20 protein-coding genes and 2 pseudogenes are annotated in these 21,572 nt (G+C 58.5%); 14 read left to right on the top strand and 8 right to left on the bottom strand.

Translation table 11 applies throughout. The features are described from left to right. Positions 1–18 precede the first annotated feature (18 nt). Positions 19–1,191: a murein transglycosylase A gene (gene mltA, locus ACZ9IM_RS07075; RefSeq protein WP_427625000.1), complete on the bottom strand. Its 1,173-nt coding sequence runs from the start codon at positions 1,189–1,191 to the stop codon at positions 19–21. Positions 1,192–1,319: 128 nt separating this feature from the next. On the opposite strand from mltA, the gene ACZ9IM_RS07080 reads away from it, so the two are divergent. Then, on the top strand, positions 1,320–1,769 hold the full coding sequence (locus ACZ9IM_RS07080) for a c-type cytochrome (RefSeq protein WP_427625001.1): 450 nt from the start codon (positions 1,320–1,322) through the stop codon (positions 1,767–1,769). 168 nt (positions 1,770–1,937) lie between these two features. Here the strand turns inward: ACZ9IM_RS07080 and ACZ9IM_RS07085 are convergent, their stop codons facing one another. The 4 genes from ACZ9IM_RS07085 to ACZ9IM_RS07100 all read right to left on the bottom strand — a co-directional run bounded on the left by ACZ9IM_RS07085 (position 1,938) and on the right by ACZ9IM_RS07100 (position 6,650). Continuing rightward, positions 1,938–2,333, bottom strand: a complete 396-nt coding sequence (locus tag ACZ9IM_RS07085; RefSeq protein WP_427625002.1) for a DUF1090 domain-containing protein — start codon at positions 2,331–2,333, stop codon at positions 1,938–1,940. Between the two features lie 90 nt (positions 2,334–2,423). Then, entirely contained in the window at positions 2,424–4,103 is a 1,680-nt protein-coding gene (gene ligB / locus ACZ9IM_RS07090; protein WP_476223615.1) for an NAD-dependent DNA ligase LigB, read from the bottom strand. A gap of 342 nt (positions 4,104–4,445) precedes the next feature. Further along, positions 4,446–5,636 (bottom strand): methionine adenosyltransferase, encoded by a 1,191-nt coding sequence (gene metK, locus ACZ9IM_RS07095; RefSeq protein WP_008010319.1) that lies wholly within the window; start codon positions 5,634–5,636, stop codon positions 4,446–4,448. 18 nt (positions 5,637–5,654) lie between these two features. Continuing rightward, on the bottom strand, positions 5,655–6,650 hold the full coding sequence (locus ACZ9IM_RS07100) for an ArsR/SmtB family transcription factor (RefSeq protein ID WP_427625005.1): 996 nt from the start codon (positions 6,648–6,650) through the stop codon (positions 5,655–5,657). A gap of 273 nt (positions 6,651–6,923) precedes the next feature. Between ACZ9IM_RS07100 and tkt the strand changes: the two genes are divergently transcribed. The 9 genes and pseudogenes from tkt to ACZ9IM_RS07145 all read left to right on the top strand — a co-directional run. Next, on the top strand, positions 6,924–8,921 hold the full coding sequence (gene tkt / locus ACZ9IM_RS07105) for a transketolase (RefSeq protein ID WP_476223616.1): 1,998 nt from the start codon (positions 6,924–6,926) through the stop codon (positions 8,919–8,921). Positions 8,922–9,073: 152 nt separating this feature from the next. After that, positions 9,074–10,135: an erythrose-4-phosphate dehydrogenase gene (gene epd / locus ACZ9IM_RS07110; protein WP_007894931.1), complete on the top strand. Its 1,062-nt coding sequence runs from the start codon at positions 9,074–9,076 to the stop codon at positions 10,133–10,135. Positions 10,136–10,160: 25 nt separating this feature from the next. After that, a complete protein-coding gene (locus ACZ9IM_RS07115) occupies positions 10,161–11,324 on the top strand; it encodes a phosphoglycerate kinase (protein ID WP_007894933.1) in 1,164 nt (387 codons plus the stop codon). A 34-nt stretch (positions 11,325–11,358) separates the two neighbouring features. Then, positions 11,359–11,580 (top strand): hypothetical protein, encoded by a 222-nt coding sequence (locus ACZ9IM_RS07120; protein ID WP_427625008.1) that lies wholly within the window; start codon positions 11,359–11,361, stop codon positions 11,578–11,580. Positions 11,581–11,636: 56 nt separating this feature from the next. Next, the gene (locus tag ACZ9IM_RS07125) at positions 11,637–11,969 is read left to right on the top strand and encodes an MliC family protein (RefSeq protein WP_192344874.1); all 333 of its coding nucleotides are present in this window, start codon (positions 11,637–11,639) and stop codon (positions 11,967–11,969) included. A gap of 316 nt (positions 11,970–12,285) precedes the next feature. After that, complete coding sequence (fba, locus tag ACZ9IM_RS07130) at positions 12,286–13,350, top strand: class II fructose-bisphosphate aldolase (protein WP_007894938.1); 1,065 nt, start codon at positions 12,286–12,288, stop codon at positions 13,348–13,350. A gap of 337 nt (positions 13,351–13,687) precedes the next feature. Next, positions 13,688–14,023, top strand: coding sequence for a hypothetical protein (locus ACZ9IM_RS07135; RefSeq protein ID WP_192344873.1), 336 nt, complete (start codon positions 13,688–13,690; stop codon positions 14,021–14,023). An 87-nt stretch (positions 14,024–14,110) separates the two neighbouring features. Next, on the top strand, positions 14,111–14,446 hold the full coding sequence (locus tag ACZ9IM_RS07140; protein WP_427625009.1) for a hypothetical protein: 336 nt from the start codon (positions 14,111–14,113) through the stop codon (positions 14,444–14,446). A 12-nt stretch (positions 14,447–14,458) separates the two neighbouring features. Further along, a pseudogene (locus ACZ9IM_RS07145) lies at positions 14,459–14,626 on the top strand (class II fructose-bisphosphate aldolase); the annotation flags it as partial. A gap of 239 nt (positions 14,627–14,865) precedes the next feature. Here the strand turns inward: ACZ9IM_RS07145 and ACZ9IM_RS07150 are convergent. Then, a pseudogene (locus ACZ9IM_RS07150) lies at positions 14,866–15,227 on the bottom strand (DUF6124 family protein). Between the two features lie 725 nt (positions 15,228–15,952). Further along, positions 15,953–16,621, bottom strand: a complete 669-nt coding sequence (locus ACZ9IM_RS07155; RefSeq protein ID WP_476223617.1) for a polysaccharide lyase family 7 protein — start codon at positions 16,619–16,621, stop codon at positions 15,953–15,955. 315 nt (positions 16,622–16,936) lie between these two features. Between ACZ9IM_RS07155 and ACZ9IM_RS07160 the strand changes: the two genes are divergently transcribed. The 3 genes from ACZ9IM_RS07160 to ACZ9IM_RS07170 are packed head-to-tail and all read left to right on the top strand — an operon-like array spanning position 16,937 to position 19,920. Beyond that, positions 16,937–19,060 (top strand): putative bifunctional diguanylate cyclase/phosphodiesterase, encoded by a 2,124-nt coding sequence (locus ACZ9IM_RS07160; protein WP_476223618.1) that lies wholly within the window; start codon positions 16,937–16,939, stop codon positions 19,058–19,060. A gap of 45 nt (positions 19,061–19,105) precedes the next feature. Continuing rightward, complete coding sequence (locus tag ACZ9IM_RS07165; RefSeq protein WP_476223663.1) at positions 19,106–19,597, top strand: M48 metallopeptidase family protein; 492 nt, start codon at positions 19,106–19,108, stop codon at positions 19,595–19,597. A 26-nt stretch (positions 19,598–19,623) separates the two neighbouring features. Further along, positions 19,624–19,920: a winged helix-turn-helix domain-containing protein gene (locus ACZ9IM_RS07170; RefSeq protein ID WP_007894945.1), complete on the top strand. Its 297-nt coding sequence runs from the start codon at positions 19,624–19,626 to the stop codon at positions 19,918–19,920. A gap of 125 nt (positions 19,921–20,045) precedes the next feature. Here ACZ9IM_RS07170 and ACZ9IM_RS07175 read toward each other — a convergent pair whose 3' ends face one another. Beyond that, positions 20,046–20,498: a GNAT family N-acetyltransferase gene (locus ACZ9IM_RS07175; protein ID WP_476223619.1), complete on the bottom strand. Its 453-nt coding sequence runs from the start codon at positions 20,496–20,498 to the stop codon at positions 20,046–20,048. A 258-nt stretch (positions 20,499–20,756) separates the two neighbouring features. Between ACZ9IM_RS07175 and ACZ9IM_RS07180 the strand changes: the two genes are divergently transcribed. Further along, positions 20,757–21,494, top strand: a complete 738-nt coding sequence (locus ACZ9IM_RS07180) for a substrate-binding periplasmic protein (RefSeq protein WP_476223620.1) — start codon at positions 20,757–20,759, stop codon at positions 21,492–21,494. The last annotated feature ends 78 nt before the right edge of the window (positions 21,495–21,572 follow it).

A 21,572-nucleotide genomic window follows, 5' to 3' on the forward strand; every position in this document is an offset into this window, starting at 1 on the left:
ACCTGCGATCTTTTGCTTTTAAAGTGTGTCTGCAACCTGCGGCACTTGCGGCAACGCCGCCCCCTTAGGCCAAAGCATCCAGATTTGCCCCTGTTGTTTCATGTCGCCGGCCAATTGCCCGGCCGCCTCCCCCGTGCCCCAGAACAGGTCCGCGCGGACCTCGCCGGCAATCGCGCCGCCAGTATCTTGCGCGGCCACCGGACGTACCAGTGCGCTGCCATCCGGGCGTGTGGTCGATAACCACAACAGGCTGCCGAGTGGAATCACCTTGCGGTCCACCGCCGCGCTATAACCTGCGGTCAGCGGGACATTCAGCGAGCCGCGCGGTCCTTCGTTGCTGTCGGGGTTGCGGGTAAAGAACACGTAGCTGGGGTTGCTGCCGAGCAGTTCGGGAATGCGCGCAGGATTCGCCTTGGCCCAGGTGCTGATAGCGCCCATGGTCACGTCTTCTTTCTTCAGCTCACCTTGGTCCACCAGCCAGCGACCGATGGGGCGATACGGGTGGCCGTTCTGATCGGCGTAACCGACGCGCAACTGACGACCGTCATCAAGCTGGATGCGACCCGAGCCCTGGATTTGCAGGAACTGCAGGTTCATCGGGTCGGTCAGCCAGGCAATCACCGGTGCCTTCACGCCTCTGGTTTCAATGGTTGCCGCATCGTCGTATGGCTTGAGCACGCGACCTTCGAGTCGTCCGCGCAGGCGTTTGCCTTTGAGTTCCGGATAGATACTGTCCAGAGAGACGATGATCATGTCCTCGGGTACACCGTACACCGGGATGTTGGCTTCCTCAGTCTGGGTCAGGCTGCCGGGGTACACCGGTTCGTAGTAACCGGTAATCAGGCCGTTGGGGTTGTCATTGGCGGCACGCAGGCCATAGACGTCCAGGTTCTGTTTGAGGAAACCGCGGATGTCATTGGCGGTTGGCTGCACATTGGCGGAAGCCGCACAGGTGCCGCCCCAGACCGGATCGGCCTTGAGCCGGATGCAGGCGCTGCGCCACGAGCCGAAGCCGGCGACGAGGTCGTTGTCGGACACTGCCGGAAGCGCTTCCCAGGTGGCGCTGGAGTAGGTTGCCAGTGCGTGGGTTTTCGGTTTGCTGCTGTCGCCGCCGGTGCAACCTGCCAGCACGGCCACCATCGGAAGGGTCCAGGCCAGATTGTGACGCCATGCCTTGAAACGGCTGTTCATGGAGTAATTCCTTTGTCGGTTGCCTGAGTGCTCCATGCGCTCAAACAACCCGTATTGATAATAGGGCTATTGGTCTTTGCCGGTGACGCGAGGATACTGGCCGCCGTTTCCAGTGACCTGAAGCCACCATGATTCTTAAAAGACTTTCCGTTGTATTGCTGGCCTGTCTGACCTTGTCCGCCTGCGGTGGTGTCGACCCGAACTCGCCGCTGGGTCAGCGCAAGGCGATCTTCAAGCAGATGCTCAAGACCGGCGAAGACCTGGGCGGCATGTTGCGTGGGCGTATTCCGTTCGATGGCCCGAAATTCGTCGACGGCGCGGTGAAGCTTGACGCGTTGTCCCATGAGCCGTGGAAACATTTCCCGCAGGTGCGCGAAGAGGATCACACCAGCGCCAAGGACGATGTCTGGCAGAAGCAGGCACGTTTCCAGGAGCTGGCCCGCACCCTTGAAGGCGCCACCGGTGAGCTGGTGATTGTCAGCAAGGTTCAGCCCTACAAGGTCAGCAACCTGGGGCCGGCGGTGCAGAAAGTCGAAGATGCCTGCAGTGCCTGCCATAAAGAGTTTCGGGATCATTGATTTGCAGCGCTTTCCCGTGGCGAGGGGGCTTGCCCCCGTTCGACTGCGTAGCAGTCGCAATCCAGCCAATGCAATCTGACAGATTGATTGCGGTTGCCATTTTGGGGGGGCTTCGCAACCCAACGGGGGCAAGCCCCCTCGCCACAAAAGCCCCTTGTTCAAGCCGGACTACTTATCCAGCTCATCCAGTGCTTCCTGCAACTCCTTGCGTGATTGAGCCAGTTTGTCTTTGCGCTTGTTGATCTTCTCGGCGTCGCCTTTTTTCATCGCCTTCTCGAGGTCGGCCTGACGCGTGCTGACTTCGTGCTTGGCGTCGAGCACCTTGTTTTCCCGTTCCTTCTTCAAGGAAGCGTCGGTGCAATGGGCAGTGACTTCGTTCAGGGCGGTTTCCAGGCCAGCCTGTTGATCGGCGTTGCCGCGGGACTTGGCCTGTTCGATCTGGTTGATGATGCCTTGTTTTTTGGCGGCGCAGCCGGTCAGGCCCGGGGCATCTTCGTCGGCCATCAATGGAGCGGCCATCACGCTGCACAGGGTCAACACGGCAAGCGGTGAAAGAAGTTTCATAAAAGCTCCAGGTGAAAAATTCGATATAGCGATGGGCTGTTTGAGCGCATCGGCACCTTTGGGTTCCCGGCTCTCAGGCAGGGCTGGCGTCTAGAAACCGTCAATCCCGGCAACACGTAATGTCTCACTCAAGGCCAGGACCTGCGGGTCGCGGAAAAATGCGCTCAATTGCGCTGCGCGCCCCGGGCCGATGCCGGCTTCGGCCTGCCATTGTTCGGTGTTTCGTTGTGCCAGCGCCTGCCATGAGTCGGCGAGGCGTGCCTGGCCAGTCGGCGGCAAACCCAGGGCTTTGAGCCAGCGAGCGAATGGGCGTTGCCGGGCGCTGTTGAAACTGTCCAAAAGGCGAGCACTGCTGCGCTCACCGAAGCCGTCAATCTTAGCAAGCTCTTGCTCATCAAGGGTCAACCAATCGACCAAGCTGTCGAGGCGTTCGGCCTTGAGGAGTTTCTCCCAGGTGCCCGGCCCGACATGAGGCAAGGCCAGCCCCTGTTTGCCACTGAGCCAGCTCAGACGTGCAAGGAATTGGCTTTCGCATCCGGGTGTGGGCTGCCAGCAGCTTAAAGAATGAAAATCTGCCGCAAGCGGTACGTTCAATTCCGGGCGTTCGGTGCTGTGCAGGACGACACCATCGAGCCTGGGGATGGTCAGCCCCGCCAGGCTGATGGCGACCTGATCGCCCGGGCGAATATCCAGCGCTTCCCAGCGTTGCAGAGAACTGACACTGACGCGCCTGATCTGCCGGTCATCGAGCATCACCGGTTTCAGATCCAGCACCGGTGTGATCCGGCCGGTTCGTCCAATCTTGAAGTGGACCTTGCGCACCTCGGCCAGCGCCTGGGCAAAGGGGTATTTCCAGGCGACGCTCCAGTAAGGCGTTTTCGCCTGCCAGCGCTCGGCCGGTGGGCGCTGGTCCTGGCGCAGTACGACCCCATCGCTGGCAAAGGGCAGGGGCGAGCGATACCAGTGCTCGCGCCAGCGTTCGGCATCGGCAAATGCCTCGATCGGCTGACTGTAGGGTGCCGTACTCGGGAACCCCAACTTATCCAGAGCTGCCACCCGGTCGGGCAGGCTTTTCGGGCCTTGCGGCCAGTCCCAGACAAACAAACCGATACCGGCGGCCTGCTCGGAGCTCAGCGCCTTGCGTGCCATCAACCCGGCCACCGTGGCGCGGGCATTGAGGCTGCCGGCCTCGGCTTGTACGTGTTCGGTCAGGCGCCAATAGAGTTCGCCTTGCAGCAGCAAGTCCAGCGACTGCGAAAGTTTTTGAGGGATGGCGGCGATCTGGCGTGCCGAGGCAGTCCAGTCCTGGCCGTTTACCCCGTCCCCCCGACTGATCGCCCGGTGCAACCAGCCATTGCGATAAATCAACGTCACCGCCACACCGTCAACCTTGGGCTGAATCCACACCTCGCCCCGATCCTTCAGCCAGGCTTCGACGGCGCGCCCATCGCGCAGTTTTTCCAGGCCGGTGTGGGCGATGGGGTGAGCAACCGTGCCGCCGGCCGTACGCAATGGTTCGGTGGCGGGGCCTGAATCAAAACACTCGCGCCATTCGGTCAGTCGCGCACGGGACTGATCATAGAGTTCATCGGCGATCAGCGACTGGCCTTCACGATGGTAGCTGTCGTCCCAACGATCGATTTGCAGTTGCAGGGTGGTGATTTCTTCCTGCGCGCGGGCCGGTGGCCAGTCGGGGCATTCGGCGGCATTGGCGGTCTGGCTGGCGAAGGTCAGCAGGAAAGCGAAAAACAGGCGCAGGTTGGGCAGCATCGAGAGCGTCCTTGCTCGTTGGGATGCTTGAAGGCTAGGACGGATTTCCACAATGACGAGTCTGACTGTTTTTCAGTGTGTGTCGACGAACCCTATCGGGAGCGGGCTTTTGTGGTGAAGGGCTTTTGTGGCGAGGGGGCTTGCCCCCGTTGGAGTGCGAAGCGCTCCCGAAAGCAGCGGATGCGATGTCTCAGTTAGACAGCGTCGTCCGATTTACGACTGCTTCGCAGCCGAACGGGGGCAAGCCCCCTCGCCACAAAAGCTCGCTCCTACAAAAGGCACGGACAATAAAAAGCCCCGCACGGCGAACCGTGCGGGGCTTTGGGTACCGCAGGAAAAGTCTTACAGGCCGGCAGCGACACGCAGGTCGTCGGCGCGGTCGGTTTTTTCCCAAGTGAAAGTGGTGAACGTATCGTCGCCCACAGTCTTGGTAGCCGGAGTGCGACCGAAGTGGCCGTACGCAGCGGTTTCCTGGTACATCGGGTGCAGCAGGTCAAGCATGGTGGTGATCGCGTATGGACGCAGGTCGAACACTTCGCGAACCAGTTTGACGATCTTGTCGTCGCTGATTTTACCGGTGCCGAAGGTGTTCAACGAAATCGACGTAGGCTGGGCAACACCGATCGCGTAGGAAACCTGAATCTCGCAACGCTCGGCCAGGCCGGCAGCGACGATGTTCTTGGCCACGTAACGACCGGCGTAGGCCGCCGAACGGTCTACTTTCGATGGATCCTTGCCGGAGAACGCGCCGCCGCCGTGACGGGCCATGCCGCCGTAGCTGTCGACGATGATCTTGCGACCGGTCAGGCCGCAGTCGCCCACCGGGCCACCGATGATGAATTGGCCGGTCGGGTTGATGTGGAACTGGGTGTCTTTGGACAGCAGCTCGGCAGGCAGTACGTGCTTGACGATCAGTTCCATCACGCCTTCGCGCAGGTCTTTGTACGATACGTCAGGGTTGTGCTGGGTCGACAACACAACGGCGTCGATACCGACAACCTTGCCGCCTTCGTAACGGCAAGTGACTTGCGACTTGGCGTCCGGGCGCAGCCAAGGCAGCAGGCCGGATTTACGGGCTTCAGCCTGGCGTTGAACCAGTTGGTGCGAGAAGGTGATCGGTGCTGGCATCAGCACGTCGGTTTCGTTGCTGGCGTAGCCGAACATCAGGCCCTGGTCGCCGGCGCCCTGGTCTTCAGGTTTGGCGCGGTCAACGCCCTGGTTGATGTCAGGGGACTGCTTGCCGATGATGTTCATCACGCCGCAGGTCGCACCGTCGAAGCCGACATTGGAGCTGTTGTAGCCGATGTCGAGAATCACGTTACGGACGATGTCTTCCAGATCGACCCAGGCCGACGTGGTGACTTCACCTGCGATGATTGCCACGCCGGTTTTCACCAGAGTCTCGCACGCTACACGGGCGAATTTGTCTTCAGCAATGATGGCGTCCAGCACCGCATCGGAAATCTGGTCGGCGATTTTGTCCGGATGCCCTTCAGACACGGACTCGGAGGTGAAGAGGGAGTATTCGCTCATCTCGATTTTTTCCTGAATTTACCGATGGTGAGTGTCGCCAGTCGGTCGCTGAAAATGGCGGACCTGAATCTGGAAACCATTACGTAAGCCTACATAGAGGCTTTCCCCGGGAGCGAGTCCCGCAGCGGTGGCCCAACGGGCCAGATCGTCCTGTTCAAACCCCAACCACAGATCACCGCAGGCCTCCCTGGCCCAACTCTGGTTGTGGCTACATAAATCTGTCACGAGCAGGCTGCCGCCCGGTTGCAGCAAGTCGGCCATGCGCTTGAGTGCTTCGGCCGGCGCGGCGAAATGGTGCAGTACCATGTTCAGTACAACGCAATCAGCCTTGAGGCTTACACCGTTCAATGCATCGGCCAATTGCAGTCTGACGTTAGCCAGCATTTCACGTTCGCAGACCTGACGGGCCAGATCGAGCATCGCCGGGCTGTTGTCCAGCGCTGTGACTTGAGCGAAACGACGCGCCAGTTCCGGCAGAAAACCGCCATCGCCAGGGCCGACTTCGATCGCCGTGGCGCCAGGACCGAAACTCAGCTTGTCGAGCAGTGCCACCACGCTGTCGCGGTACTGTGGCAGGCCGGCAATCAGGTCTTGCTGGGCGCGAAACTTCTCCGCGACCCGTGAGAAAAAGTCCTGGCTGGCCGCCGCTCGCTGCCCGTGGACCTGACCGATCCGCGACTGAACGTCAGTCGGCAGGGTCAGGTTGTCCACTTCTTCCAGCAGCGCGGCATGCAGCTTGCCGCCCAGCAGATCGGTGTGGGGCAGGGCGCGACGGTAGAAAATCGCATTGCCTTCACGACGGGTCGCCACCAGGTCGGCCTGGGCCAAAACCTTGAGGTGATGACTCATGCCAGACTGGCCAATGCCGAAGATCTGCGCCAGTTCCAGTACACCGAACGAATCGTTGGCCAGCGCGCGCAATACATTCAGCCGCAGAGGATCGCCGCCGGCCTTGCACAGGGCCGCCAGTTCATCGCAATCGTCATGTCGAATGGAAGGCACGCGTAAATTCATAAGGCCAGCAGTCTAGTGACGGTCAGAAATCATCGCAAGAGCAATATCAAAAAGTTTTGATATTGCTCGATAGATGGCACTTTTCAGCGTTAGGTTTAGTCAGCAAGCGAACAGCGGAAAGGTTTCATCAGTCGAATACGCTGTTATCCATTGGAAAAACGCCTTCGGATGACTATCTGTCATTGCCCCGAAGGCGGTCGGTGAGGGAAAATGCTCGCCTTTTTTCCGTTTCGTTTTATTAACTCTCGATTCAATATCCGCAGGAGAACAGCGATGCCCAGCCGTCGTGAGCGTGCCAACGCCATTCGTGCCCTCAGCATGGATGCCGTGCAAAAAGCCAACAGCGGCCATCCCGGTGCCCCTATGGGTATGGCGGATATCGCCGAAGTACTTTGGCGTGACTACCTGAAGCACAACCCGAGCAATCCATCGTTCGCCGACCGTGACCGCTTCGTGCTGTCCAACGGTCACGGTTCGATGTTGATCTACTCGCTGCTGCACCTCACCGGCTATGACCTGTCGATCGATGACCTGAAAAACTTCCGCCAGCTGCACAGCCGCACTCCGGGTCACCCGGAATACGGCTACACCCCGGGCGTCGAAACCACTACCGGTCCACTGGGGCAAGGCCTGGCCAACGCCGTGGGTTTCGCGTTGGCGGAAAAAGTCCTGGCGGCGCAGTTCAACCGTCCCGGCCATAACGTCGTTGATCACCACACCTACGTGTTCCTGGGTGATGGCTGCATGATGGAAGGCATTTCCCACGAAGTCAGCTCCCTGGCCGGTACCTTGGGCCTGGGCAAACTGATCGCCTTCTACGATGACAACGGCATTTCCATCGACGGCGAAGTCGAAGGCTGGTTCACCGACGACACGCCGAAGCGTTTCGAGGCCTACAACTGGCAGGTGATCCGCAACGTCGACGGTCACGACCCGGAAGAAATCAAGATCGCCATCGATACTGCCCGCAAAAGCGAGCAGCCGACGCTGATCTGCTGCAAGACCACCATCGGTTTCGGTTCGCCGAACAAGCAGGGCAAGGAAGACTGCCACGGTGCCCCGTTGGGTGACGCGGAAATCGCTCTGACCCGTGAAGCACTGAAGTGGAACCACGGCCCGTTCGAAATCCCGGCCAATATTTATGCCGAGTGGGACGCCAAGGAATCCGGTCGCGCTGCCGAAGCCGAGTGGGATCAGCGTTTCGCTGCTTACTCCGCGGCCTTCCCGGAGCTGGCCAACGAGCTGGTTCGTCGTCTGAGCGGTGACCTGCCGGAAGACTTCGCGGAAAAAGCGGCTGCTTACATCGCTGAAGTCGCGGCCAAGGGCGAAACCATCGCCAGCCGTAAAGCCAGCCAGAACGCCCTGAACGCGTTCGGCCCGCTGCTGCCGGAACTGCTGGGCGGTTCGGCTGACCTGGCCGGTTCCAACCTGACCCTGTGGAAAGGTTGCAAAGGCGTCACCGCCGAAGACGCCAGCGGCAACTACATGTACTACGGTGTTCGCGAGTTCGGCATGAGCGCGATCATGAACGGCGTGGCCCTGCACGGCGGTTTGGTGCCTTACGGCGCGACCTTCCTGATGTTCATGGAATACGCCCGCAACGCAGTGCGCATGTCGGCGCTGATGAAGAAACGCATCATCTATGTATTCACCCACGACTCCATCGGTCTGGGCGAAGACGGCCCGACGCACCAGCCGATCGAGCAACTGGCCAGCCTGCGCTGCACGCCGAACCTCGACACCTGGCGTCCAGCCGATGCCGTTGAATCGGCAGTGGCCTGGAAATGCGCGCTGGAGCGTGACGATGGCCCGTCGGCACTGATCTTCTCCCGTCAGAACCTGCAGCACCAAACCCGTGATGCCGTGCAGATCGAGTGCATCAATCGCGGCGGTTACGTGTTGAAGGACTGCATGGGCGAGCCTGAGCTGATCCTGATCGCCACCGGTTCGGAAGTCGGCCTGGCCGTTCAAGCCTTCGACAAACTGACCGAGCAAGGCCGCAAGGTGCGTGTTGTTTCGATGCCGTGCACCAGCGTCTTCGAAGCCCAGGACGCCGGCTACAAGCAAGCGGTTCTGCCATTGCAGGTCAGCGCGCGTATCGCCATCGAGGCCGCCCATGCGGACTACTGGTACAAGTACGTGGGCCTGGAAGGGCGTGTGATCGGCATGACCACCTACGGCGAGTCGGCGCCTGCGCCTGCCTTGTTCGAAGAGTTCGGCTTCACCCTGGAAAACATCCTGGGTCAGGCTGAAGAGCTGCTGGAAGACTAAGTTCAGGTGATGTATTGCCTGTTCTGACGCTATCGCGGGCAAGCCCGCTCCCACAGGGATTTACACCGTCCATGTGGGAGCGGGCTTGCCCGCGATGGCAATAGAACATTCAACGCAACACTGACGGATTCACCACGGTAATCGAGAACCCCATGCCTCAACCGCGTCCTTACAAAGTTGCACTCAACGGCTACGGCCGGATTGGTCGTTGCGTCTTGCGTGCGTTGTTTGAGCGAGGCTCGACGGCAGGGTTCGAAATTGTCGCGATCAACGATCTGGCCGACATGGCCAGCATCGAATACCTGACACGCTTCGACTCCACTCACGGACGGTTTCCCGGTGAGGTGAGGGTCGAGGGCGATTGTCTGCATATTAAAGGCGACTGCGTGAAGGTCCTGCGCAGTGCCACCCCCGAAGGCATCGATTGGGCGTCACTGGGCGTCGATCTGGTGCTGGAGTGCTCCGGCGCTTATCACACGCGTGCCGATGGCCAGCGATTCCTCGACGCCGGCGCGCCACGGGTGCTGTTTTCCCAGCCGATGGCCAGCGAGGCGGATGTCGACGCCACCATCGTCTACGGTGTGAACCAGGATTGCCTGACCGGCGACGAGCTGCTGGTGTCCAACGCCTCCTGCACCACCAACTGCGGCGTGCCGCTATTGCGCCTGCTGGATCAGGCCATTGGTCTGGAATACGTGTCGATCACTACCATCCACTCGGCGATGAACGATCAGCCGGTCATCGACGCCTATCACCACGAAGACCTGCGCCGCACCCGTTCGGCGTTCCAGTCGGTGATTCCGGTGTCCACTGGTCTGGCGCGAGGCATTGAACGCCTGCTGCCGGAACTTGCCGGGCGAATTCAGGCCAAAGCCGTGCGGGTGCCGACGGTTAACGTGTCCTGCCTCGACATTACGATGCAGACCGTAAGCGATACCGACGCCACCGAGGTCAACCGGATTCTGCGCGAGGCCGCCACCCATGGCCCGCTCAAGGGCCTTCTGGCCTACACCGAGTTGCCTCACGCCAGTTGTGATTTCAATCATGACCCACATTCGGCCATCGTCGATGCCAGTCAGACCCGCGTTTCCGGCCCTCGGCTGGTGAACATCCTGGCCTGGTTCGACAACGAATGGGGTTTTGCCAATCGAATGCTGGACGTTGCAGAACACTATTTGCAAACAGCTGCACCACAACCAAAACCTGCTCTCTAAAACAGCTATCCAGGAAATGCGACCCATGACCGTGTTGAAGATGACCGACCTCGATCTGCAAGGTAAGCGCGTACTGATCCGCGAAGACCTCAACGTCCCAGTCAAGGACGGTGTTGTCACCAGCGATGCGCGAATCCTGGCTTCGCTGCCGACCATCAAGCTGGCCCTGGAAAAAGGCGCGGCCGTGATGGTCTGCTCGCACCTTGGCCGTCCGACCGAAGGCGAGTTCTCGGCCGAAAACAGCCTCAAGCCAGTCGCTGACTACCTGAGCAAAGCCCTGGGCCGCGAAGTGCCGCTGGTGTCCGATTACCTGGGCGGCGTCGACGTGAAAGCCGGCGACATCGTGCTGTTCGAAAACGTGCGCTTCAACAAGGGCGAGAAAAAGAACGCTGACGAACTGGCCAAGCAATACGCCGCCCTGTGCGACGTGTTCGTGATGGACGCTTTCGGCACCGCTCACCGCGCCGAGGGTTCGACCCACGGCGTGGCCAAGTTCGCCAAAGTCGCCGCTGCTGGCCCGCTGCTGGCCGCCGAACTGGACGCGCTGGGCAAGGCCTTGGGCGCCCCGGCGCAGCCAATGGCCGCTATCGTTGCCGGCTCCAAGGTGTCGACCAAACTCGACGTGCTCAACAGCCTGAGCCAGATCTGCAACCAGCTGATCGTCGGCGGCGGCATCGCCAACACCTTCCTGGCCGCTGCCGGTCACCCGGTCGGCAAATCCCTGTACGAGCCGGACCTGCTGGACACCGCCCGTGAAATCGCTGCCAAAGTCAGCGTTCCGCTGCCGGTGGACGTGGTGGTTGCCAAGGAATTCGCTGAAAGCGCTACCGCGACCGTCAAGCTGATTGCCGACGTGGCCGCAGACGACATGATCCTGGACATCGGCCCGCAGACCGCGGCGAATTTCGCCGAGCTGTTGAAGTCGTCCAAGACCATCCTGTGGAACGGCCCGGTGGGCGTATTCGAGTTCGACCAGTTCGGTAACGGCACCAAAGTGCTGGCCCAGGCCATCGCGGAAAGCTCGGCGTTCTCCATCGCTGGCGGCGGCGACACCCTGGCAGCCATCGATAAATATGGCGTTGCCGAGCAGATCTCCTACATTTCTACCGGCGGCGGCGCGTTCCTCGAATTCGTCGAAGGCAAAGTGCTGCCGGCCGTCGAAGTCCTGGAAAGCCGGGCCAAGGCCTGAGGCCGCGCATTTGACCAGGCAAAGGAGTGTTCACATGGTCAGGACCTTAATGCTGTTGATTGCCGCGGGTATGCTGGCGGCTTGCGGGAGTAACCCGAAAGCCACGCCGGAACCCGCGCCGCAAACACACGAAAAAGGCTGCTACCAGGCGGATTGGCAAGCGGAAACCAACCCGGTGATCAACAAGCGTTCCGGGCCCGATGGCCTGGACAAATACGAGACACAGGTCCCGGCCAAGGAACATGGTTGCCCTTGAGGGGTCAGACTCTTTACTCAAGGCGGGCGGCGTGTGCCGTCAGTCGAGGAACACGGATGAAAGGCTTTATCGCCGTTGCGGCACTGGCATTGCTGGCAGGTTGCGCCAATTTGAACCTGTTCAACGCTGCCGAGCCAGCGGACAGCTGGACCACCTGGACCTGCGACAGCCAGGCCAAAGTGCTCTGGCGCTACACTGACATCAACCGCAAGGAAGTCGATGTTCGCCTGGGCGGTGCCGATCAGGTTTACCGTTTGAAGCTAGAGCCGGGCGCCGAAGGTTCGCTGTACAGCAACGACATGCTGGCGTTTCACGTAAAAGGTGAGGAAGGCCTGGTGTATTGGGTCGCCACCAACGATTTGATCGGCCGCGGTTGTAAAGCCGAGTAACACGATTGATTTGATTCACAGCGATCCAAATGTGGGAGCGGGCTTTTGTGGCGAGGGGGCTTGCCCCCGTTGGAGTGCGAAGCGCTCCCGAAGCCAGCGGGCGCGATGCTTCAATTAGACCGCGTCGTCCGATTTGCGACTGCTGCGCAGCCGAACGGGGGCAAGCCCCCTCGCCACAAGGTTTCAGCGACACAGGTTTTTTGTTGTACCGAATTCGCAGCCCGGGCCAACCCCCGATCTGCAATAACTTGAATAGCCGCCGCCGCTACGGCAGGCTGGCACGATTAACGACCCTCAACCGGGAGAGACACACACAATGGCACTTATCAGCATGCGCCAGATGCTGGACCACGCAGCCGAGTTCGGCTACGGCGTTCCAGCCTTCAACGTCAACAACCTTGAGCAGATGCGCGCCATCATGGAAGCCGCTGACAAGACTGACTCCCCGGTGATCGTCCAGGCTTCGGCCGGTGCTCGCAAATACGCAGGCGCCCCGTTCCTGCGTCACCTGATCCTGGCAGCCATCGAAGAATTCCCGCACATCCCGGTGTGCATGCACCAGGACCACGGCACCAGCCCTGACGTCTGCCAGCGCTCCATCCAGCTGGGCTTCAGCTCGGTGATGATGGACGGCTCCCTGGGCGAAGACGGCAAGACCCCGACCGACTACGACTACAACGTCCGTGTTACCCAACAAACCGTAGCCATGGCTCACGCCTGCGGCGTTTCGGTAGAAGGCGAGCTGGGCTGCCTGGGTTCGCTGGAAACCGGCATGGCCGGTGAAGAAGACGGCATCGGCGCCGAAGGCGTTCTGGATCACAGCCAAATGCTGACCGACCCGGAAGAAGCCGCTGACTTCGTCAAACGCACCCAGGTCGATGCCCTGGCCATCGCCATCGGCACCAGCCACGGCGCCTACAAGTTCACCAAGCCACCTACCGGCGACGTGCTGGCCATCGACCGCATCAAAGAAATCCACAAACGCATCCCGAACACCCACCTGGTCATGCACGGTTCGTCTTCGGTTCCGCAAGAGTGGCTGGCGATCATCAACCAGTACGGCGGCGACATCAAAGAAACCTACGGCGTACCGGTTGAAGAAATCGTCGAAGGCATCAAGCACGGCGTGCGCAAGGTCAACATCGACACCGACCTGCGCCTGGCCTCCACCGGCGCGATGCGTCGCCTGATGGCTACCAACCCAAGCGAGTTCGATCCGCGTAAGTTCTTCGGCGCGACCGTGACTGCAATGCGTGATGTGTGTATCGCACGTTATGAGCAGTTTGGTACGGCGGGTAATGCTTCGAAGATCAAACCGATCTCGTTGGAAGCGATGTATCAGCGGTATTTGAAGGGTGAGTTGAACGCTAAGGTTAACTAAGCCTTAGCGTTAAACCGCTGATTCAAGAAACCCGCCGAGAGGCGGGTTTTTTTGTGGGTGATTATTCTTTCAACCATCAAGCGCAGGAATTGAAATCCTTGACTTGAGACCGGCTAATGGGTGTCCCCTTATTGATGCTTATTGGTTCGGCGAAAATAAACCGGTTTCGGGAAACCATTTGCGGATTTCCGCTTCGGTCAAAATATAGAACTTCGCTATAATATTTATTCAAATAAGTTATAAAAAACTGTCATTTGTTGCAGGTGACTTAATTGCTTGCGCCTATAACATTGTTGTTGTCCGAGCATTTTGTTCGGTTTACATCGAGGTTGTGATTATGTCCAAAGGAAAACAAAATCCAGCTTTACAGCGTGCCTATCTTTCGGAAAATACTCCGAAAGGCAATTACTACAGCGTTTTGATTAGCTTTGCTGATTATGATACCGGTCACATTGAAGGTAAGTGGGGAAAAAATCAGGCCCCCACTTCTCCTTTAGGTGCTTCAGGTTATCACCGGCTTGATGCCAGCGATGAGTCGTGTGTTAGATTAACGTTTGACGAAAATGAAAGTTGTATTTTGTTATCCATAAATCAGGAATACAAGAGGCTGTCTGGCGAACTCTACAATAAGCAGGATGGCTCTAAAGCTCATGTGGTTTTCAATCAGTCTTAGGCTGGGTATAAAAAATAGCCCGTTAATTGGATCGGAATATAGTTGGGCGATTCCAGATGTTAACTAAATTGAATTGAGGTGTGAGCTATGAAAGAAGTTCCTAGTCTTCAGGCTACTTATTTCAGTGAGCCTGTCAATGGTACTTACTATACGCTTGGAATAAGATCAGTTGATCATGATGGTGGTAAAATTATCGGGCGTTGGGGGAAGGGGCAATTTATGGGGCACAGTTTATATTCTGGTTGGCTGCATTGGAATGGCCAAGCAAGTACGATCTATCTTGATATGGTATTCGACGTATGCAATTTGCAGTCGGATGATAGGAGCTTTAATAGATTGTACGGGACGATTAAGGGTGTTGTTGATGCTGAAAGCCATCCTATTGTGTTCAATAAGTCTAAAGACGAAATTGTTGAAGGATAATTGGTTTGCGTAGAATTCGACCGACGTAGATTTTTCGGCGCGACCGCGATGCGTGATGTATGTAACGCTTGTTATGAAGCGTTCGGTGCTGCTGGTAATGCTTCGAGGATCAAGCCGATCTCTCTGCAAGCGATGTTCCAGAATTATCTGAAAGGTGAGTTGAACGCCAAGGTTAACTGAGGCTGAGCATTAGTTCGCTGATTCAAGAAACCCGCCGCGAGGCGGGTTTCTTGTAGGTGATTACTCCTTGAAAAGCGGAAAAGAAAAGGGGACAGATTCATTTAATCGTCCCTTATTCAGTGAGTTGAGCGCTAAGGTTAATTAAGCCTGAGCGTTAAACTGCGTTGATAAAAAACCCGCCGAGAGGCGGGTTTTTTATTGGAAGCAAGTTTGCTCGCCTTGGTCCAACCGAGCCGCGATTACTCCTTCAATTCGACGTGGTCCAACGCCTGGTTCACCGCCAGTTCGCCGAGCATGACCACTTGAGCGATGCCCAGCAGGGTCTTGCGATGGGAGGTCTCCAGCAGCGCCGCGAAATTGTTGAGCATGGTGGTGGCCGACCCCGTGTTTCGCTGGCGTTGGCCAGCAGGGATTCGGTGTTGTACTTCGGATTGGCCAAGTACATGGGCTCGGGTTCGTTGGTGGTGGCCATGATGTTGGCGGCCGGGTTGAGGTAATGGTCGAGGGCGCGTTCGGCGGCTTCGTGGAATTTTTTTGAGTCGAGGGATTCGTAGGGTGATGCCGGGTCGGTGACCGGCGGATGCGGCGTTGATTTTGTCATTTGCTCGAAACCTGATTGGAGTGCCCCCTCTCTGGCTACTAATCAAAGTGGAGGCAACTGTACGCAGGTTAGTAGACCGGGGTTTCGAGCAAGCCGGCGCACCCGAAGGTGCCCTGCGCACAGTTACCATCAAGCGCAGGAATCGAAATCCCTGACTGACAGATGCTTATGCACCAAGCTCGAAACCACGGGCTACTAAACCCGATCACTGGAAATCAGTGACGCGAATCAAGTTACCGGTGGGCTTCAAGGCGCACAAGCCGGCGGATTCTGGCGTACCTGTAGGCGGTGACGCAAGCCGTTGTAGGCTTCATGAAGTAACGCTGAGTGTCTTTAAACGTGGGCGTTTAAGTGGGGCCAGATGCCGCTCAGTGAAGTGATGGAGTTGGACATAAAGAACCTGTGGCGAGGGAGCTTGCTCCCGTTGGGGCGCGAAGCGGCCCCCCAAAAAGAGGGACTGCTGCGCAGCCCGACGGGAGCAAGCTCCCTCGCCACAATGGGTGGATTCCTGCGAGGTTTTCGGAGCTGAAGATCAAAAGATCGCAGCCTTCGGCAGCTCCTACGGGGGGGAATTATTCTGGGGGCTTGTCGGAACGCCGCACCGTCCCGAGCGGCGGCGTAGCCGTCGTAAACCGGCCGGCGCGGCGTATCGCACAGGTTTGGGGGCTGCTTCGCAACCCAACGGGGGCGAGCCCCCTCGCCACAAAGCTGCGATCTTTTAGGGATTAGGTGTCGTGATCGATATCCAGCTTGCTGAACGTCACTTCCCCGCCTTCGCTGGTGTATCCGGTGTTGTCCTGCACGTAGACGCCGGCCTTGAAGTACAGCGGTTTATCACGCCACATCGCGCTGATGTCGGTGTCCCACTGGTAGCCCGCCGCACTGATGCCCAATGCACCGCCGGGGCTGAGGTGGATGAGGTAGGAAAATTCCCGATCGAGTTTTATGCCTGTGGCGATGGTGATGACCCGGGCGGTGTCGTCGTCGGGGTGCATGCGGACTTTGGCGACGATGTTTCCGGTCTCGCTGGAGTCCTTGTATTGATATTCGAGCTTCACCATGGGCTTCTGGCTTTTGTAGGCATGGATCTGACCAATGACGATCTTGCCCGTGCTGGGTACCTTGCTGACCGTAAGGGTCGCACGCAGAAAGTTGTCCGCGTCGGGGTAGTACCAGTTTTTCAGCGTGCCATTGCTGTAGGTTTCGCGCAGTTCGGTGCGAGGGTAAATCGCGTTTTCAGTGCGGGTGCCGGTTACCGGGGCCCAGAAAAACAAGGTGCCGGTGTCGGAGTGGAAGTACTGATCCTTGAAGCCGTCCACCAGTTTGGTTGTTTCAACGGTGTACGGCGGACTGCCGACAGGAACGCTGAGGTTCCAGGTTGCGAGATCGATCATATTCAAGCTTCCACTTTGTTCTGTACGCACGTGCCAGAAGCTCTAGCCCGCGCCTTCGGGCAGTCTTTATAAGCGTAGAACGGTTGTTTGTTAATGCCCGTTTGGCAGATGGTTGACGTCAACATCCTGTCGAAATGCCATCCTTCCCGGTTTACGGGGGCTGTAGGACTGACCGTTAGTCGGCTATGTGAAACTTACTGAAGTGACGGCACTCCGGTAGCTTCTGCTTTTGCGGATCCGGGTCTAGAGTGAAGTCGCATTATGTGTCCGGTTTTCACAAGAGACCGGCCTGAGGTCCCGAACAAGAGATGCAGCATGGAATGCGCACAACCTACGCCAGCTGAAGGCAGCTCAATCCTTTTAATCGTTGATGATTACCCCGAAAACCTGATCAGCATGCGCGCGTTGTTACAGCGCCAGGACTGGCAGGTATTCACCGCAGCTTCCGGGTTTGAAGCGCTCAGCCTGCTGCTCGAACACGATGTCGACCTGGTACTGCTGGATGTGCAGATGCCGGGTATGGACGGTTTCGAAGTGGCGCGCCTGATGCGTGGCAGCCAGCGAACCCGCCTCACGCCGATTATTTTCCTTACCGCCAACGAACAATCCCAGGACGCCGTGATCAAGGGCTACGCCAGTGGCGCGGTGGATTACCTGTTCAAACCGTTCGACCCGCAAATTCTCAAACCCAAAGTCCAGGCCCTGCTCGAGCATCAGCGTAATCGCCGCGCTTTGCAGCAGTTGAGCCATGACCTGGAAGTCGCTCGTGCCTTCAATGCCTCGGTGCTGGATAACGCCGCCGAAGGCATTCTGGTGGTGGGCGAGGACGGACTGATTCGTTTTGCCAACCCGGCGATGTCTCGCCTGCTCAATGCCACGGTGCACGAACTGCAAGGCAAAGAGTTTCTGGATTTCCTGCAAAAACCGCACATCCCGATCTGGGCCGACTCCGAATTGTTTGCCGGCTACAAGCGCGGTGAAACCCTGCGCCTGCACGATGCGTTGCTGCGTACCGCGCCTGGCCAGCAAGTGCCGGTGGCGTTGTCCTGCGCGCCTTTGCCCACCGAACAACATGCCATGGTGGTGACGGTGCTGGACATGTCGGTGGTGCACCATCTGCATCAGCAGCTGGAGTTTCAGGCGGTGACCGATCCGCTGACCGGGCTGCTCAATCGCCGGGGTTTCTATCAAACCGTTGAGAACCTGCTGCTGCGCGGCGAACGCTCCGATAGCACGTGGGTGCTGTTGTACCTGGACCTCGACGGCTTCAAGCGGGTCAATGATTCCCTCGGCCACGATGCTGGCGACCGGGTGCTGCGATGGGTGTCCGAGCAGTTGAAGGCGTGTCTGCGACCCTTCGACATCCTGGCGCGGATGGGGGGCGATGAGTTCACCGCGCTGCTGGATCTTGAGCTCCCCGAGCACGCGGCGAAGATTGCCGAGAAGCTCATCGAGCGGGTGTCGATCTGTCAGCAAATCGAAGGCATGGACATCGCCTTGGGCGCCAGTATCGGCATCGCCACTTACCCCGATTGTGGGGCTAATCTCGACGGGTTAATGCGGGCGTCCGACATCGCCATGTACGAAGCCAAGCGTGCCGGGCGTCAGCAATATCGCTTCTACGATCACGAAATGAATGGCCGGGCGCGCTCGCGACTGATGCTCGAAGAGAGCGTGCGCACGGCCATCGAGAACCGCGATTTCAACCTGGTGTATCAGCCTCAGGTGGCCATTGCCGACGGGCAGATTCGCGGGTTCGAGGCGTTGCTGCGCTGGCAGCATCCGAGTGTCGGCGATGTACCGCCGGGGCTGTTTTTGCCGTTGCTGGAAGAGGCGCGGTTGATCAGTCGCCTGGGCAGCTGGATTTACCATCGTGGGGCCAAACAGCGAAAAGCCTGGGAAACCTTGTTTGCCGAAGATCTGGTACTGGGCGTCAGTTTGAGCAGCACGCAATTTGGTTTGCCTAATCTGGTCACCGAGCTGCGCCAGGTGCTGGAGCGCCATGGTTTGAAGGCGCGGCAGCTGGAGGTCGAGGTCACGGAAGAGGCCTTGATGCTTAACCCCGACGAAACCCGCAAGCAGCTGCGTTTGTTGCGCAATTTGGGAGTGCGGGTAGCGCTGGATGATTTTGGTTCAGGGGCTTGTTCGCTGGCGCACCTACGAGATCTTGAGCTGGACACGCTCAAACTCGACCGGCATTTGATCGCCCGGTTGCCGGGATCCGAACGGGATGCAGCGCTGGCGCGCAGTGTCATCGACTTGTGCAAACAGTTCGGTCTGCTAGTCATCGCTGAAGGGGTGGAGACCGTGGCGCAATATGAATGGCTGCAAGCCAACGGTTGCCAGTATGTGCAGGGGTTTCTGGTCGCGCGGCCGTTGATGGCCGAGGACACCCGTCACTTTGTCGAGCCGTTCGACTGGAGCGCGCTGACGAGTTGAATTCGTTACACTGGCGGCCTTTTCGTGACTCGTGTTGCCGCCCCAATGACCGCGTTGAAATACCTCCAAGCCTATCCCGCTACGTTGCAGGACCAGGTGCGACAGCTGATCGCCGAAGGTCGGCTGGGCGACTACCTGAGCCAGCGATATCCGCAAAAGCACGGGGTGCAGAGCGACAAGGCGCTGTACACCTATGCTTTGGACCTCAAGCAGGAATACCTGCGTAACGCCCCGGCGATCGACAAGGTGTTGTTCGACAACCGTCTGGACCTGACCCACCGTGCGCTCGGCCTGCACACCGCGATTTCCCGGGTGCAAGGCGGCAAGCTCAAGGCCAAGAAAGAAATTCGCATCGCATCGTTGTTCAAGGACGCGGCGCCGCAGTTTCTGAAAATGATCGTGGTGCATGAGTTGGCGCACTTCAAAGAGTCGGATCACAACAAGGCGTTCTACAAGCTGTGCGAACACATGTTGCCGGGGTATCACCAGGTGGAGTTCGATTTGCGGGTGTACCTGACGTGGCGGGATATGCAATAGAAGATCTTCTAATAAGGAGCGCATGGATGGACGTGAGCAAGACCAAAAGCAGCTTCTACCGCCGGTTGTACGTGGCGTACCTGATCGATAGCGGGTTGGCCAGCAGCGTCCCGGCGTTGACCGAAGTCACCGGCATGCCCCGGCGCACGGCCCAGGACACCATTGCGGCATTGGCGGATCTGGATATCGTTTGTGAGTTCGAGCAAGAAGAAGGCGCGCGCAACCATGCGGGGCGCTATCGGATTCGCGAGTGGGGGGCGATTGATCGGGGGTGGATCGAGCGCAATCTGCGGCAGATTAAAGCGGTGTTGGAATACCCCTGAATTCCTGCGCTGCTTCAGCTGACGCCATCGCGAGCAGGCTCGCTCCCACAGTGGGTTCTGTGTGACATAGATAGGGTTCACACCATAAGTCCAATGTGGGAGCGAGCCTGCTCGCGATAGGATCCTCAGGAACGACGCATCCCGATATGCGGAATGTCATCCTCCAGGTATTCCTCTCCCACCACCACAAACCCGTACCGCCCGTAATACCCCTGCAAATGCGCCTGGGCCGAGAGGTAGATCGGCACTTCGGGCCAGCGTTTGGCGGCCTGTTTCAACGCCTGGCTCATCAACTCATGCCCAAGCCCGGTGCCGCGTGCAGCGGGAGCAATGATCACCCGGCCAATCACCACATCGCCGCCCTGTAACTCCGGGTCGAGCAAGCGCAGATAGGCCACCAGACGGTCTCCGTCCCAGCCCATCAAATGGCAAGTGTCACCTTCCAGATCCTGCCCATCGATGTCCTGATAAACGCATTTCTGCTCGACGATGAACACCTCGGCGCGCAGCTGCAGAAGGGCATACAGCTGCTCTTTACCCAGATCGCTGTGGTGCTTGCAGACCCAATCGATTGTCATCTTCAGATTCCTTGAACAACGTTGCTCCGATACTAAGCGTCCTGACGCGGGATGTCTTGATGGCAGAGAAATCTGTGACAAAGGCCAAAATGCCATCATTCATTTCTCGCGAGATTGTCTTCTTTGTGTAATCTGCGATGCAGCGCTGTGCAATGTCGTCGATAAGCTAGTGTTAGGACCTGGGTTTCGCCGCTAAAGGGACCTTGGAGTTTTGGCTGAAAACACGTCGGGCAGCCCGCCCGCTAAGGATTTTCTGGCATGCCGCGATTGCATCGAGCGTTTGCTTTGATTGGATTGCTGTTGCTGACACAGAGTGCGGCAGCGCAAAAGCTGCGCCTGGTAGCCGATGCCTGGCCACCCTTTACCGACGCCACGCTGGTCAATGGCGGACTGGCCACGGACATCGTTAGCACCGCGCTGGCCCGGGCCGGCTATGGCAGTGATTTCGAACAGGTGCCGTGGGCGCGAGCCTTGTTTGGGATAGGCGAGGGGCGTTACGACGTGCTGGTCAACGCCTGGTACACCGATGAGCGCACGAAGCTGGGGCAGTTTTCCGGCGAGTACCTGCTCAACCGCGTGCGCTTTCTCAAGCGCAAAGACACGCCGATCGAATTCAGTAATCTGCACCAACTGCACACTTTTCCGATAGCGGTAGTACGCGGTTATGCCTATTCGCAAGCATTCGACGACGATGTGTCGCTGCAGAAAGTCCCCGTGCATAGCTTCGCCATGGCCGTGCGCATGGTCGCGGCCGACCGGGTCAAGCTGACTCTGGAAGACGAGTTTGTCGCTCGGTATTACCTGGCTCGGGAGTCATTCAAGGTACGCAATGCCGTGGAGTTTTTGCCCAAGCCGTTGAGCGAGAACAGCCTGCATATTCTGGTGAGCCTGAAGAACCCGCAGCATGAACAGATCGTTGCCGGTTTCGACCGTGAAATTGCGGCGATGAAGGCTGATGGGAGTTATGAGAAGTTGCTCAGGCAGCATGGGATGTGAGCGGGTTTCGTGGTGTGGCTGATTGCCTCATCGCGAGCAGGCTCGCTCCCACAAGGGCTGCGGTGTATCGCGGATCTG

Source organism: Pseudomonas sp. TE12508, from assembly GCF_056279485.1.